The sequence below is a fragment of the Arthrobacter sp. S39 genome (assembly GCF_004320525.1).
In the GTDB taxonomy this organism is placed as follows: domain Bacteria; phylum Actinomycetota; class Actinomycetes; order Actinomycetales; family Micrococcaceae; genus Arthrobacter.
This window is the reverse complement of sequence record NZ_SIHX01000003.1, coordinates 26,042-40,670: the sequence shown is the minus strand read 5'-3', so window position 1 is coordinate 40,670 and position 14,629 is coordinate 26,042. Positions and strand designations below refer to the sequence as shown.

The window sequence follows — 14,629 nt, the reverse complement described above, 5'->3', positions numbered from 1 at the left end:
CAAAGGATTTTCCGTGAACTTCGCTTTATACCGGGAGCTGCTCGCCGTCCGGCCGATCAGGCGGCTGCTGCTGGTGGGCATGATTGCCCGCATCCCGCACTCCGCGGCCGGGGTCCTGCTGACCCTGCACATCGTCCTCACGCTGGACAAGGGCTACGCCGCCGCCGGAGCCGCTGCCGCCGTCATGACCATCGGCATTGCCGTGGGCGCGCCGTGGCGCGGCCGGCGCGTGGACACCGTTGGCCTGCGCCGGGCCCTCATCCCGTCGGTGGTGTCCGAAACCGTGATTTGGACCGCGGTGCCGCACGTAACCTACGAATGGCTGCTGCCGCTGGTCTTCATCGGCGGGCTGCTGACCCTTCCCATCTTCAGCGTGGTCCGCCAGTCCCTGGGGGTCCTCGCCGACGGTGACCAGCGGCGCACCGCCTTTGCCCTGGATGCCATCACCACCGAGATGGTGTTTATGATCGGCCCGGCCGCCGGAGCCGTGGTGGCCACCAGCGGCTACTCGGTCCTGGGGCTGACCATCGTCGGGGTGTCCACCTCGCTGGCCGGGCTGTTCCTGATGTGGTTCAACCCGCCCACCCGCAGCGCCACACAAACCGAGGAATGCGAGGCGGACCAGCGCCACGCGGCGGAAGTGGCAGTGGTCTCGGCCGCGCCGGCCCACCTGCAGGAAGCGGCGGCGGAACTCGTGCCCGCCGGAGCGCAAGCCGGCCCCGGCCTCCGTGGCAGGGTGGCCCACAACTTCGCCTGGTTCACAGCCACAGTCGCGGCCGTCTTCGCGGTTGCCGCGGGCGCCGGCATGGTGCTCAGCGGAACCGACGTGGGCATCGTCGCCGCGCTGGAAACGGGCGGGCACCAGGGCGAAATCGGCATCGTTTTCCTGTTCTGGTGTGCCGCGTCCGTGATCGGCGGCCTTATCTACGGCGCCATGCACCGCCCGGTCTCGCCGATCGTCCTGCTCCTAGGAATGGCGGCCCTGACCATCCCGATGGGCTTCGCGCACGACACGTGGACGCTGGCGCTCGTCTCGATCCTGCCCGGCCTCCTCTGCGCGCCCGTACTGTCGGCCGCGTCCGAAAAGGTGGCAGACCTGGTGGCTGAGGACCGCCGCGGTGAAGCGATGGGCTGGTACGGCTCCGCGCTGACCGGCGGCGTGGCACTCGGGGCGCCGCTCGCCGGAGTCTTCATCGACGGCGTGGGATCCTCCGGCGGCTTTGTCTCCGTCGGCGCTGCCGGCGTTGTGCTGTGCCTCGTGGGACTGGTGCTGCAGCAGCGCCGGCGCAGCCGCACCGCCGCCTGACGCGGCGGGGGACATAACGACGGCGGGCCGACCGCCATGGTCCGCCCGCCGTCGTGGTTTATTTCAGTTAGCTGTGGGTCAGTTGACCGCGCCGGTGTACTTCTCGCCCGGGCCCTTGCCCGGGGCGTCAGGGATGATCGACTCTTCGCGGAACGCGAGCTGCAGCGACCGCAGGCCGTCGCGCAACGGCCCGGCGTGCTGGGACCCGATCTCGGGCGCAGCGGCGGTGACCAGCCCGGCGAGTGCAGTGATGAGCTTCCGGGCCTCGTCAAGGTCCTTGAGTTCCTCGGCGTTGTCCTCGGCGGCGAGGCCAAGTTTTACCGCTGCTGCGCTCATGAGGTGGACTGCCGCGGTGGTGATGACCTCGATGGCCGGTACCTCGGAGATGTCGCGGATTTGCTGGGCGACGTCCCCCTGGGTGTCGGCAGCCTGGTAAACGTGTGAATTACTGTCTGGGGTGCTCATACTGGTAAGCTTGTCACAGACCGACTGGATGTCGTTATTTGTTATGGATGATCCCCACCGGCGCTGGGATGCGTTGGGCGGGTTTTTTTCTGTAGAATGGCACCCAGTTTGCAAGCGGAGTCCTCTCCCACCCGCGTCAGCCGTTTTCCTACAGGAAGCAATTCCGCAAGGAAGCAAGGTTGCCGGGTATCTGGTCGGGCATTACCCAGCTTTTGCGGGGATGATGCGTGCAGCCTCTGCGGGGGCCGGCACATCCGATCTTCGAGGCCTTCGATTGCTCCGGCAATTGGGGGCCTTCTCTATTTTGCCGGTGGAATACCCACAACAATCACAGGAGCTTTAACATTAGCGAGCCAAGAATCAATGAGCGTATCCGCGTCCCCGAGGTGCGGCTGGTCGGCCCTGCAGGTGAACAGGTAGGAATCGTCCGTATTGAGGACGCCCTGCGTTTGGCTGCCGAGTCCGACCTTGATCTCGTTGAAGTTGCACCTCAGGCGAAGCCTCCGGTGTGCAAGCTGATGGACTTCGGCAAGTACAAGTACGAGGCCGCCGTCAAGGCACGTGAAGCCCGGAAGAACCAGACCAACACTGTTCTGAAGGAAATCCGGTTCCGCCTGAAGATTGACACCCACGACTACGAGACCAAGCGCGGACACGCACTGCGCTTCCTCGGCGCAGGTGACAAGGTCAAGGCAATGATCCAGTTCCGCGGACGTGAGCAGCAGCGTCCCGAGATGGGCATCCGCCTTCTCCAGCGCTTCGCCGACGACGTCGCCGAAGTTGGCGTTGTGGAGTCCAGCCCGCGTATCGACGGCCGGAACATGGTCATGGTTGTGGGTCCGCTCAAGAACAAGGCCGAAGCCAAGGCAGAAGCCCGCCGCGCCACGCAGCGTGCAGAAGCCAAGGCACAGAACGAAGCCAAGGCGACGGGGCGCGTCGACGTCTCCGGCGACGACCAGGCACCGTTCACGCAGTCTCTGGCTGACCTTCTTCCGGAAGGTTTCGCCATCACCACGGAGCCCGAAGCCGAGGCACCCGAGGTGGAAGCTTCCGCTGCCGCTGTTGCTCCCGAAGCTCCCGTGGAAGCCGCCCCTGCTGAAGAAGCTCCCGTGAAGGAAGCCGCACCGCAGGAAGCGCCCAAGCAGGCTGCTCCGAAGACTGAAGCTCCGAAGACTGAAGCCCCCAAGGCAGCAGCCCCCCGGCGTGAGGCACCGAAGGCAGCTCCCGCGCCCGCAAAGGCACCGGAGGCTCCCAAGGCACCGGTCGCCGCCAAGGCTCCGGAAGCAGCCAAGCCGGCAGCGGTTCCCGCCCCGGCAGCTCCGAGGCCGCCAGTCCCGATGCCGAAGCCGGTGGCCAGGCCTGCAGCGCCGAAGCCTCCTGTCCGGCCCGCCCCCAAGGCGGCGCCGAAGCCGGCTGGCAAAAAGACCACCTAGTTCACGGCTGCCGGAGGTTGTCCTCCGGCAGCAAGCAACCAGCACGCCGCCCGCAGGGGTGGCTGCACGAAGAACTGCAGACCCTGGTCTGTGGATACGTAAGGAGATCGGTTCCCATGCCGAAGATGAAGACCCACAGTGGTGCTAAGAAGCGCTTCAAGCTGACCGGCAGCGGCAAGCTGCGCCGCCAGCAGGCCAACCGCCGCCACTACCTCGAGCACAAGTCCTCCAGGCTGACCCGTCGCCTCGCCGGCGACAAGATCGTCTTCAAGGGCGACGCCAAGGTCATCCGGAAGATGCTCGGCATCTAATTTCCAAGTATTTTGGCTGATGCCTCCTGGCAGCAGTCACCTACCAAAAAGCCTTCTCAGGCCGGCCGGGTTTCCGGCAGTAGACGCTTGGGATCAGAATTCTGAAGGAGTACGCACGTGGCACGTGTGAAGCGGGCGGTAAACGCCCACAAGAAGCGCCGGGTTATCCTCGAACGCGCAAAGGGCTACCGGGGACAGCGTTCACGCCTGTACCGCAAGGCCAAAGAGCAGCTGCTGCACTCGTTTGTGTACAGCTACGGTGACCGCAAGAAGAAGAAGGGCGACTTCCGTCGCCTGTGGATCCAGCGCATCAACGCTGCATCCCGCGCCAACGGCCTCACCTACAACCGCCTCATCCAGGGCCTGAAGGCCGCTGAGGTTGAGGTTGACCGCCGTATGCTGGCCGAGCTGGCCGTCTCCGACGCCAACGCTTTCGCCGCTCTGGTGAAGGTCGCCAAGGACTCCCTGCCTGCGGACACGTCCGCTCCGGCTGTCCAGGCTGAAGCACCCAAGGCCAAGGCGCCGAAGGCTGCCAAGGCCAAGGCTGCTAAGAAGCCGGCCGCTGACGAGGCCGCTGAGTAGCAGCTCCCCGTTCTGGGTAGTTCGAGAACCTGCTTCAACAGCAACTAAGGTTCTTATATGAACGAAACCGGGCGCCCGCAAGATTTTCCACTTTCCAACCCTCGAGCTGATCGGGTGAGGAAGGTGGCACAACTTGCCGGGCGCCCGGCCCGTTTAAAGCGCAGTGAGTTCCTGGCGGAGGGCCCGCAGGCTGTCCGGGAAGCCCTGGTCCTGCACCAGAAGAGGATTGCCGCGGGGGAGCCCGGCATCGTCTATGAGGTTTACGCGAGCGAGGCCTGCCTCGACAAGCACCCGGACCTGGAGACACTCGCTGAGGGCACCACCGCCTACCTCGCCACCGACGAAGTGCTGGCCGCGATGGCGGACACGGTCACCCCGCAGGGCATCCTCGCGGTCTGCGGTTTCCTGGACGTAAGCCTTGAGCAGGTACTCGACGCCGGCCCGCAGCTGATCGCGGTGCTGTGCCAGGTCCGCGACCCCGGCAACGCCGGAACCGTGCTCCGGGCAGCCGACGCGGCCGGCGCGGACGCCGTCATCCTGACCGCATCCAGCGTTGACATCTACAATCCCAAGGCCGTGCGCTCGACGGCGGGATCCCTCTTCCACCTGCCCGTGGTGCTCGGCGCCGACGTCGAGGAGCTGGTGGCCCGCTGCAAGGAACGCGGCATCGGGGTCCTCGCGGCGGACGGCCAAGGCCAGCTGAACCTGGACACGCTGCAGGACCAGAACGCGGCCCGCCGGCTGGGTGCCTCCGGCGCCGGATCGGCCTTCCCCTTGGAAAACCCCACAGCGTGGCTGTTTGGAAACGAAGCGCAGGGGTTGTCGGAGGCTGAACTGGGACTGGCCGACCACCGTGTGGCTGTCCCGGTCTACGGGGCCGCAGAGAGCCTCAACCTCGGGACCGCAGCAACCGTCTGCCTCTACGCAAGCGCCCGGTCCCAGCAGGGAAGCCTGCCCGTCCCGGCTTAAAGGGCAGGGCCCCGGATGATCATCCGGGGCCCTTGCTGATTTCAAATAGTAGGACGGGAATCAGGGTGCGCGCGTGCTCTTGCTGCGTCCCGTAATTGCGCCGTAGACGCCGGCTACCACGAGGCCGCCAACAATGGCGAGAATCCACGTGCCGAGGTCAAAGAATGCAAGGTCTCCCTTGCCGAAAAGCAGGCTGCCGATCCAGCCGCCCACAATTGCACCAACCACGCCAAGAACAAGGCTGGTGACCCAGCCGCCGCCCACTTTGCCGGGCATAACGGCCTTAACTATGGCCCCCACTATGAGGCCGAGAATAATCCAAGCAAGAAAACCCATGTCTCCTCCTTATTTATTCGCCGGGACTTAATCTTCCCGATATTGCATCAAGCTAACACACAGCCCCCTCATTGTCAGTAGGCTTACGGCCAGTCCGGCTGCGTGTCCCACACCGCTGCCGGTACGGTATTCATGGGCGGAGCCGAGTCCGGCTTCGCGTTTTTCCTGTCCTGTTCCGTATCCCTGAAGAGGTGAAGCCCGAGTGGCTGCAAACGGCGGTACCAAGGCGATCGTCGCGGCCCTTGCCGCAAACCTGACGATTGCCGCCCTCAAATTCGTCGCCTACATCCTGACGCTGTCATCGTCGATGCTCGCCGAGGCCATCCACTCCCTGGCCGACTCCGGCAACCAGATCCTGCTGCTGGTGGGCGGCAAACGGGCGAAGCGGGCAGCAAGCCCCGAGCACCCCTTCGGGTACGGCCGTGAGCGCTATATCTACGCCTTTATTGTCTCCATCGTGCTGTTCAGCGTCGGTGGCCTCTTTGCCCTCTACGAGGCCTGGGAGAAGCTGCAGCACCCGCACGCCATCGAAGGCGATTTCTGGTGGGTTCCGCTGGCCGTGCTGGTGGGCGCCATCATTGCCGAGTCCTTCTCGTTCCGCACCGCCATCACCGAGTCGAACCACCTCCGCGGGAAACAGGGCTGGGTCAGCTTCGTCCGGACGGCCAAGCAGCCCGAACTTCCGGTCATCCTGCTGGAGGACCTCGGCGCGCTCGTGGGCCTGGTCTTTGCCCTCTTCGGCGTGGGGCTCACCCTGATCACGGGCAACGGCGTGTGGGACGCCGTGGGCACCGGCATGATCGGCATCCTGCTGGTTCTGATCGCCGTTGTGCTGGCCCTCGAAACCAAGTCCCTGCTGCTGGGTGAATCCGCCACCAAGGATGACACTGAAAAGATCCACCGCGCCATTGAGGACGGCGGAACGCGCGTCATCCACCTGAAGACCCTCCACCTGGGGCCGGAAGAACTGCTGGTCGCGGCGAAGATTTCCGTCGGTGCAGCCGACGCCGGCCGTGACATCGCGGCGGCCATCGACGGCGCCGAGGAACGGATCCGGACAGCGGTGCCTATCGCCCGCGTCATTTACCTGGAACCGGACATCCACCGGACGGACGCAACCGATGCAACGGGCGCAGCGGCGTCGGACGCAGCGGCAGGCAATGCCGGGGAGTTGGACGCCAACGCCTGACACGGCACCTGCCGCAGGCAGGGCTACGCTGGGCCTGAATGGCTGGCCGCCCGATCCTCCGGATGAGGTACGTCCCTGGATCAGGCGGTCAGCGGCTTTTTGCGTTCCAGCAGTCCGCTGACGATGGCCACGCCCAGGCCAAGGATGGCCAGAACGGCTCCCACCAGGGCAGGGGCAACGTAGCCCCAGCCCCACGCGATCACCACGCCGCCCAGGAATGCGCCCAGTGCGTTGGCCACGTTCAGCGCGGCATGGTTGAGGGAGGACGCCAGCGACGGCGCGTCCGGGGACGCGTCCAGCAGCCGGGTCTGCAGGGCCGGCACCAGCATCGAACCGGCCGCGCCGACCACAAACACCATGACAAACGCGGACCACGGCCACTGGACGGCAACCGCATAGACCACCAGGGCAACGGCGATTCCGGGCAGCACCCGGTAGATGGTCCCCATCACGGACCGGTCCGCGATCCGCCCGCCTACGATGTTTCCGGCCACCATGCCCAGGCCATAGAGCGCAACCACCAGCGGGATCAGGGACGACGGGATGCCGGCCACCGATGTCATGGTGTGCGCGATGTAGGTGTACGTGGCGAAGAATCCACCGAAGCCCACAATGCCGATCAGGATGGCAAGCCAGACCTGCAACCGCTTCAGCGCCCCGAGTTCGCGCCGGATGCTGGCATCGGGGTGGGCCGCCTGGAAGGGCACAAACCTCCAGAGCAGCGCCAGGGTCAGCAGGCCGATGGCGCCCACCAGGACAAACAGCAGGCGCCAGCCGAATGCCTGGCCCACCCACGTGGCCAGGGGAACGCCCACCACGTTGGAGACAGTCAGTCCCGCCATCACCATGGAGATGGCCCATCCCCGGCGGGTGGGTGGGACGAGGGACGCGGCGATGACGGCGGCCACACCAAAGAAGGCGCCGTGCGGCAGTCCGGCGGCAAAACGGGAGACCAGCATGGTGGTGTAGTCCGGGGCGAGGTACGAGGTCAGGTTGGCGACGCTGAAGAAGAACATCAGTCCCAGGGCCAGGTGTTTGCGGGGCAGCTTGGCTCCGACCGCGGCCAGCAGGGGTGCGCCGACCACCACGCCCAGGGCGTAGGCGGAAATCAGGTGTCCCGCTTCAGGGGTACTGATGCCGAGGCCCAGTTCCACCTCCTTGAGAAGGCCCATCATGGTGAACTCAGTCACGCCGATCCCGAACCCGCCCATCGCCAGGGAAACGATCGCCGGAGCGATCCTGGGGGACGGGGTCTTTGTGGCCGGGGGTGACTGGACAACGCTGCTCATGTGCCTGCTTTTCGAAAGGGGAGTGGATCGTGGCGCACGCCCGCGGGGCGCCCCATCAATTGTCCCCCATAGACTGGAGCGGTGACTGGACGGATACAGGTAGTTGGCGGCGCAATACTTGACTCGTTGACCGGGCCCACCCGGATGCTGGTGGCCAGGCGGACTGCCCCCGAGCAGTTCGCCGGACTCTGGGAGTTCCCCGGCGGGAAGGTCGACGACGGGGAACAGTGCGAGGCTGCGCTGCACCGGGAACTCAGGGAAGAACTGGGCGTGGGGGTCACGCTGGGGCCGGAACTGCCCGCCGGGGCTCCGGCCGGCTGGCGGCTGAACGAGCGGGCCAGCATGCGGGTGTGGCTGGCAGAAATTTCCGACGGCGATCCCCGGCCGCTCGAAGACCATGACGAGCTGAGATGGATCAGCACCACAAGCCGTGACGAAGCTCTCAGCCTCCCGTGGATCCCGGCCGACTTCCCGATTGTCCGGGCACTGCTTGAATCCCTGGGCACGCTCGTGGATTCAAACGCCCCCCGCTGAACCGGCTCCCTGGAGTGCCCTAGATTCCCGGGAGCGTCCCTAGAACAGGGTGGGCTGCTGGCGCAGCCCGGCGGCGGCCGGCTGGGATTCCCCGGCCAGCCCGCCGAGCGTTCCGACGGAGTGGGCTGCCGGGATACTTCCCGCCGGGTACTGTGCTTCCTCGCCGCGGGGATCGTCCTCAAGATCGCGGTGGCTGAAACCGTGCGTACTTGCGAAGCCATGCCGCTGCTTGAAGTAGCGGACCTTCCCGGCAAGCCAGGTGCGGTATTCCTTGGACGTGTAGGAACCAGTGCCGTAAAGGCGCCGGTACTTGCCCGCGAGCTCCGGATGGTTCCTGGCGATCCACTGCATGAACCATTCCCGGGTGCCCGGCTTCAGGTAGAGGGCGCCGGCAGTCACTCCCGTGGCTCCCGCAGCCGCCAGGGAACCGAAGAGGGAATCAAGTGCCTCGTCGCTGTCGGACAGCCACGGCAGGATGGGCATGGCCATCACGCCGCACGGGAGCCCGGCGTCGCGCAGGCGTGAGACCAGTTTCAGCCTGGCGCGGGGCCCCGGCGTACCCGGCTCCACCGCCTCGGACAGGGCTTCATCCGTCATGGCCAGGGAGATGCCGACACCCACCGGGACCTGGGCAGCGGCCCGTTTCAGGAGTGGAATGTCCCTGGCCAGCAGTGTGCCTTTGGTGAGGATGGACAGCGGGGTCCCGGAGTCAGCCAGCGCGGTGATGATGCCCGGCATCAGCTGGTAGCGGCCCTCGGCGCGCTGGTAGGGGTCGGTGTTGGTGCCCAGGGCCACCTGGTGGCGGCCCCACGACGGCTTGGCCAGTTCCTTCCGGAGGACGTCCGCGGCGTTGACCTTAACCACCACCTGGCTGTCGAAATCGAGACCGGCGTCGAAATCCAGGTACGTGTGGCTCTTGCGGGCAAAACAGTACACACAGGCATGGCTGCAGCCGCGGTAAGGGTTCACTGTCCACTCAAACGGCATCCGTGAACCGGCAACCACCTTGTTGAGCACCGATTTGGCAGTGACCTCATGGAAGGTGATGCCGGCGAATTCGGGAGTGGTGACGGAACGGACCAGTCCGGCGAGGGGAAGCAGCGCCGGTGATGCGCCGCTTCCGGCCTCATCGCCGGGCCGTGGCATCAGCGCTTGTGCATCCCATCTCATGCGTCCATTCGAATATATGTTCGAACTTAAGTCAAGGACCGGCGCGCCGGGCCGTCCGGCCCGGACCAAGCTGCGGGGATGTCAGTCCAGCAGTTCCCACACCACCGTGACGCCCGCACCGACGCTCGCGTGGCCTGCCTCCACGCTGATGGCGTCCGTGGCCACGGCCCGTTCGAGCCTGGCGACAGGAACCGGCCCGGATGAGAGGGGGTGCTCGGCAACGGACACCACGGTGCCAAGCCGTGCCGAGGCCAGGGACGCAAACTGTTCGGCCGCAGCAGCGGCATCCTGCCACGCAGCTTCCCGGGCCCGGGCCATCACAGCGGATTCATCCGCGAATCCGAGTTCCAGGCCGTTCAGCCGTACGTCATCGGCGCCGGCATCAACCACGGCCGCAATGACACCGGACGCGGCAGCGACGTCCCGGAGGCGGACGGTAAGCACGCTCGACGCCACGTAGCCGGCCACTTTCTGGCCTTCGCCGTCGCGCCAGACGAGCTCCGGCCGGACGTTCAGCCCGGACGTCCGGATGTCGGCGTCCGCGACGCCGTGCTGCCGGAGAGCGCCGGAAACGGCGCCGGACGCTGTCCCGGCATCAGCGTAGGCGGTGCCGACGCCGTCCCGCCGGCATTCGACGCCAACGGAAATCGTCAGCAGGTCGGGCGGGGCCTCGGCCGATCCTGTTCCTGTCACCGTGATGGTCCTGGGATTGCTTTCGCCGGCCATGGTCAAACCTCGATTCCTCCGGCGCCGTGCGGGGCCGGCCTTGGTGTCCTGGTATCAACGTAGCCGCCGGCTTCCAGGCCGGCCATCCGTTCGAAGAAGTTGGCCGACGCCGGATTTCCGGTGCGTAGCTGTGACCACGCTGCCGCCACGAAATAGAGCGGAAGGAACGGCAGCCCAAGGCAGCAGGCGTACTGGCTGCAGTGCTTTTCCTCATGGCCGAGGAGCGCCGCGTTGGACGTCAGCAGCGCCGCGGGGCCCCGCGAAAGGACGACATTCCCCACGGTGAAAGCGCCTGCGTGGGGAAGGCGCCACGTGTACCCAGAGGCGATGACGAGTCCCCGTGGCCCCTGAGTGATGGCCGTCCGGGCAGCCCGGGCAACGGCCAGGCCAAGCAGGGTTGTGCCGTTGGCCAGGTTTGCGAGCTGCCGTGCCCGCTGACCCGCCGTCAACGGCCTGGCTGGCGCCCGGCGCTGCCGCTGTGTCATGAGGCCATGGTAGCCGGAGCCTTCACTTAGACTGGAAGATAGTGGCCGCCGGCAGTTCCAACCGGTACTGATTCAGTGGCCCGGACCTGGCCGCCGAGTGGATTCATCCTGGATGGATCCATAACGTGGCCTGCCAGTGACGGATGCGCTGCCGGGAAACCGCGCAGTGCTGCCCAGTTCATTGAGGAAATACGTCAGCCCCGACTCGTAGCTAAGAACAGTAGATGACTGAAACTTTGCCGGGCGCCGCCATCCCGAACCCTACGGATGAAGCCGCCATCACTGCCGCTGTAGACCAGGCCATCGCCGCCATTGCCGGCGCCGGCTCCCTTGACGAGCTCAAGGCGGTGAGACTGGCCCACACCGGTGAGAAGTCACCGCTCAGCCTGGCAAACCGGGAAATCGGTGGCCTGCCGAAAGACCAGAAAGCCGTAGCAGGCAAGCTGATGGGCTCCTCCCGCGGCCGGGTCAACAAGGCGCTCGCGGACCGCACGGCCGAGCTGGAAGCCGAAAACGACGCCCGGATCCTGCTGGAAGAGACCGTCGACGTCACAGCCGCGCCCCGCCGTCGTCGGGCCGGAGCCCGGCACCCGCTCTCCACCCTGCAGGACCGCGTGGCGGACATCTTTGTTGGCATGGGCTGGGAAATCGCCGAAGGCCCCGAGGTTGAATCCGAGTGGTTCAACTTCGACGCGCTGAACTTCAAGCCGGACCACCCGGCCCGCGAAATGCAGGACACGTTCTTTGTGGAGCCGCCCGAGGCGCACCTCCTGATGCGTACCCACACCTCGCCGGTGCAGGTCCGCTCCATGCTGGAGCGCGAAGTCCCCATCTACGTGTTGTGCCCCGGCAAGGTGTTCCGCACCGATGAACTGGACGCCACGCACACCCCGGTGTTCCACCAGTTCGAGGGCCTGGCCATCGACAGGCACCTGAGCATGGCGGACCTCCGCGGAACACTGGAGCACTTCGCCCGGCAGATGTTCGGCGACGAAGCCCAGATCCGGCTGCGCCCGAACTACTTCCCGTTCACCGAGCCGTCCGCCGAGCTGGACATCTGGCACCCGGGCGCCAAGGGCGGTCCGCGCTGGATCGAGTGGGGCGGCTGCGGCATGGTCAACCCCAACGTGCTCCGCGCCGCGGGCATCGACCCGGACATCTATTCAGGCTTTGCCTTTGGCATGGGCATCGAGCGCACCCTTATGTTCCGCAACGAGGTGGGCGACATGCGCGACATGATCGAAGGCGATGTACGTTTCAGCGAGCACTTCGGGATGGAGATCTAACAGTGCGTATCCCACTTTCCTGGCTGCGTGAATTCGCAGCAGTACCGGCCGGAGCAACGGCCGAAGACCTGATGGCCGAACTGGTCAAGGTTGGCTTTGAAGAGGAAGCGGTCCACCGCCCCACGGACACCCTGCAGGGCCCGATCGTCGTGGGCCAGGTCCTGAGCATCGTCAAGGAACCGCAGACCAACGGCAAGACCATCAACTGGTGCCAGGTCCGGGTTGTCCCCGAAGGCCAGCAGCAGGCCCTCACCGGCGACGGCATCGACCCGTCCGGTGTCCAGGGCATCATCTGCGGCGCCCACAACTTCGTTGAGGGCGACAAAGTGGTGGTCACCCTTCCCGGTGCCGTCCTGCCCGGCGACTTCCGCATCTCCGCGCGCAAGACCTACGGCCACCTCTCTGCCGGCATGATCGCCTCCGTCCGCGAACTGGGCATCGGCGAGGACCACGACGGCATCCTGGTCCTGTCCCGGATCGGGCTGGATCCCGAAATCGGCACGGACGCCATGGACCTTCTGGGCCTCTACGACGAAGCCGCCGAGATCAACGTCACCCCGGACCGCGGCTACGCGTTCTCCATCCGCGGCGTGGCCCGCGAATACGCGCACGCCACCGGAACCGCCTTCACGGACCCCGCCACCAAGGTCCAGGCTCCGGCCGAACTCACCGGCGGCTACGGTGTGAAGCTCAACGACGACGCGCCCATCTACGGCAAGCCCGGCTGCGACCGCTTTGTGGCCCGTACCGTCCGCGGCGTCGATGCCACCAGGCCGACGCCCCTGTGGATGGTGTCGCGCCTTCGGCTGGCAGGCATCCGCTCCATCTCGCTGCCGGTGGACATCTCCAACTACGTCATGCTCGAGCTTGGCCAGCCGACGCACTGCTACGACTTGGACAAGCTGTCCGGCGACATCGTGGTCCGGCGCGCCGTCGCGGGGGAGAAGATCACCACCCTGGACGACAAGGAGCGCACGCTCGACGTCGAGGACCTCCTGATCACCGACGGCTCCGGCGCGATCGGCATCGCCGGCGTCATGGGCGGTGCAGCCACCGAGGTGAGCGATTCGACGTCGAACGTCCTGGTTGAGGCCGCGCACTTCGACGAGGTATCCATTGGCCGTTCCCGCCGACGGCACAAGCTGCCGTCCGAGGCGTCCAAGCGCTTCGAGCGCGGCGTGGACTGGCACGTGGCGGACATCGCCGCCCAGCGCGTTGTTGACCTCCTGGTGGAACTTGCCGGCGGGGTTGCTGACCAGGCGGGGACCGACGTCGGGTCGGCGCCGGACGCCGTGAGCATCGCCTTGCCGGCGGGCTTCGCCGCCCAGCGGATCGGTATCGATTTCACGGAAGAACAGATCACCACCTCGCTGGTGGACCTCGGCGCTGCCGTGGAAAAGAACGACGGCGGCTGGACAGTCACGGCGCCGAGCTGGCGCAACGACCTGGAAACCAAAGAGGACCTCTCCGAGGAAATCGCCCGGCTGGTGGGCTACGACAACATCCCCGCCACCCTCCCGGTGGCCCCTCCGGGACGTGGCCTGACCCGCCTGCAGCAGCAGCGCCGTCGGCTGATCCAGGCACTGGCCGACGCCGGCCTGACCGAAGTCCTGGCCTACCCGTTTGTCTCCAAGGCCGCCAACGACACGTTCGGCGTCGCGGAGCAGGGTGCTGCCCGGAGCGCGGTCAAGCTGGCCAATCCGATCAGCGAAGAGCACGGCTACCTGCGGACTTCCATCCTCCCCGGGCTCATCGAGGTGGCCAAGCGCAACCACTCCCGCGGCTTCCGCGATCTGGCACTCTTCGAGTCAGGCCTGGTCTTCCTGCCCGGCTCCACGGTGGGCACGGCGTCCATCCCGCCGCTCGGCGTCAAGCCCGCCGACGAGGTGCTGGATGCACTATACGACGGCGTTCCGGACCAGCCGCTGTACGTCGCCGCGGTTCTCACGGGCCATGATTCCCCCGCTGCCGCGGCGCACACGCCGCGCGCCTGGGACTGGTCCGACGCACTGGACATCGCCCGGCTCGCCGGCGACGTCCTGGGCGTGGAGATCGTGGTCAGCCAGGGCACGCACCAGGCGTTCCACCCGGGCCGGGCCGCGCAGCTTTCGCTGCGGACCGGCGAGGTGGTGGGTTACGCCGGCGAACTGCACCCGAAGCTCCTCGCCGCGCACGACATGCCTGCCCGTTCGGTGGCGCTGGAATTCAACGCGGATGCGCTGTTCGAGGCAGCCGCGGATGTGATTGTGGCCCGCCACATCTCCACGTTCCCGGTCGCCACCCAGGACGTTGCCCTGGTGGTGCCGCAGGACATTCCTGCGGACCAGGTCCTTGATGCACTCCGCGAGGGGGCCGGCGAACTGCTGGAGGACGTCGCGCTGTTCGACGTCTACGCCGGCAAGGGCATCGAGGACGGCAAGAAGTCGCTGGCCTTCGGACTGAGGTTCCGCGCCACGGACCGCACCCTGACGGCAGACGAGGCATCAGCCGCGCGCGAAGGCGCGGTAGCACTGGCCGCCGAGCGCTTCGGTGCCGTCCAGCGCTAGCT

Annotated in this window: 15 protein-coding genes; 9 read left to right on the top strand and 6 right to left on the bottom strand. The window is 66.5% G+C overall.

The window, feature by feature from the left end:
• Positions 1 to 13 precede the first annotated feature (13 nt).
• Positions 14 to 1,306, top strand: coding sequence for an MFS transporter (locus EYS21_RS06705; protein WP_131132440.1), 1,293 nt, complete (start codon positions 14 to 16; stop codon positions 1,304 to 1,306).
• A gap of 78 nt (positions 1,307 to 1,384) precedes the next feature.
• Here the strand turns inward: EYS21_RS06705 and EYS21_RS06700 are convergent, their stop codons facing one another.
• On the bottom strand, positions 1,385 to 1,771 hold the full coding sequence (locus EYS21_RS06700; protein ID WP_131132439.1) for a DUF1844 domain-containing protein: 387 nt from the start codon (positions 1,769 to 1,771) through the stop codon (positions 1,385 to 1,387).
• 386 nt (positions 1,772 to 2,157) lie between these two features.
• Here EYS21_RS06700 and infC point away from each other — a divergent pair, with 386 nt between their 5' ends.
• The 4 genes from infC to EYS21_RS06680 all read left to right on the top strand — a co-directional run bounded on the left by infC (position 2,158) and on the right by EYS21_RS06680 (position 5,066).
• Positions 2,158 to 3,204, top strand: a complete 1,047-nt coding sequence (gene infC, locus EYS21_RS06695) for a translation initiation factor IF-3 (protein WP_242633320.1) — start codon at positions 2,158 to 2,160, stop codon at positions 3,202 to 3,204.
• Positions 3,205 to 3,320: 116 nt separating this feature from the next.
• Positions 3,321 to 3,515, top strand: a complete 195-nt coding sequence (gene rpmI, locus EYS21_RS06690) for a 50S ribosomal protein L35 (protein ID WP_009358635.1) — start codon at positions 3,321 to 3,323, stop codon at positions 3,513 to 3,515.
• Positions 3,516 to 3,632: 117 nt separating this feature from the next.
• Complete coding sequence (gene rplT, locus EYS21_RS06685) at positions 3,633 to 4,097, top strand: 50S ribosomal protein L20 (RefSeq protein WP_131132438.1); 465 nt, start codon at positions 3,633 to 3,635, stop codon at positions 4,095 to 4,097.
• 57 nt (positions 4,098 to 4,154) lie between these two features.
• Entirely contained in the window at positions 4,155 to 5,066 is a 912-nt protein-coding gene (locus tag EYS21_RS06680) for an RNA methyltransferase (protein ID WP_131132437.1), read from the top strand.
• Positions 5,067 to 5,126: 60 nt separating this feature from the next.
• Here EYS21_RS06680 and EYS21_RS06675 read toward each other — a convergent pair whose 3' ends face one another.
• On the bottom strand, positions 5,127 to 5,402 hold the full coding sequence (locus tag EYS21_RS06675) for a GlsB/YeaQ/YmgE family stress response membrane protein (protein WP_056342958.1): 276 nt from the start codon (positions 5,400 to 5,402) through the stop codon (positions 5,127 to 5,129).
• A 202-nt stretch (positions 5,403 to 5,604) separates the two neighbouring features.
• Here EYS21_RS06675 and EYS21_RS06670 point away from each other — a divergent pair, with 202 nt between their 5' ends.
• Entirely contained in the window at positions 5,605 to 6,591 is a 987-nt protein-coding gene (locus EYS21_RS06670; RefSeq protein ID WP_131132436.1) for a cation diffusion facilitator family transporter, read from the top strand.
• A gap of 80 nt (positions 6,592 to 6,671) precedes the next feature.
• Here the strand turns inward: EYS21_RS06670 and EYS21_RS06665 are convergent, their stop codons facing one another.
• Positions 6,672 to 7,880, bottom strand: a complete 1,209-nt coding sequence (locus EYS21_RS06665) for an MFS transporter (RefSeq protein WP_131132435.1) — start codon at positions 7,878 to 7,880, stop codon at positions 6,672 to 6,674.
• A gap of 81 nt (positions 7,881 to 7,961) precedes the next feature.
• On the opposite strand from EYS21_RS06665, the gene EYS21_RS06660 reads away from it, so the two are divergent.
• On the top strand, positions 7,962 to 8,414 hold the full coding sequence (locus tag EYS21_RS06660) for a (deoxy)nucleoside triphosphate pyrophosphohydrolase (RefSeq protein WP_131132434.1): 453 nt from the start codon (positions 7,962 to 7,964) through the stop codon (positions 8,412 to 8,414).
• A gap of 39 nt (positions 8,415 to 8,453) precedes the next feature.
• Here EYS21_RS06660 and EYS21_RS06655 read toward each other — a convergent pair whose 3' ends face one another.
• The 3 genes from EYS21_RS06655 to EYS21_RS06645 form a co-directional block, all read right to left on the bottom strand.
• Positions 8,454 to 9,584, bottom strand: a complete 1,131-nt coding sequence (locus EYS21_RS06655; protein ID WP_131132433.1) for an Rv2578c family radical SAM protein — start codon at positions 9,582 to 9,584, stop codon at positions 8,454 to 8,456.
• 81 nt (positions 9,585 to 9,665) lie between these two features.
• The gene (locus EYS21_RS06650) at positions 9,666 to 10,310 is read right to left on the bottom strand and encodes an SIMPL domain-containing protein (RefSeq protein ID WP_131132432.1); all 645 of its coding nucleotides are present in this window, start codon (positions 10,308 to 10,310) and stop codon (positions 9,666 to 9,668) included.
• Between the two features lie 2 nt (positions 10,311 to 10,312).
• Positions 10,313 to 10,795: a hypothetical protein gene (locus EYS21_RS06645; protein ID WP_242633319.1), complete on the bottom strand. Its 483-nt coding sequence runs from the start codon at positions 10,793 to 10,795 to the stop codon at positions 10,313 to 10,315.
• A gap of 224 nt (positions 10,796 to 11,019) precedes the next feature.
• On the opposite strand from EYS21_RS06645, the gene pheS reads away from it, so the two are divergent.
• On the top strand, positions 11,020 to 12,081 hold the full coding sequence (gene pheS, locus EYS21_RS06640; protein WP_131132431.1) for a phenylalanine--tRNA ligase subunit alpha: 1,062 nt from the start codon (positions 11,020 to 11,022) through the stop codon (positions 12,079 to 12,081).
• Positions 12,082 to 12,083: 2 nt separating this feature from the next.
• The gene (gene pheT, locus EYS21_RS06635; RefSeq protein WP_131132430.1) at positions 12,084 to 14,627 is read left to right on the top strand and encodes a phenylalanine--tRNA ligase subunit beta; all 2,544 of its coding nucleotides are present in this window, start codon (positions 12,084 to 12,086) and stop codon (positions 14,625 to 14,627) included.
• The last annotated feature ends 2 nt before the right edge of the window (positions 14,628 to 14,629 follow it).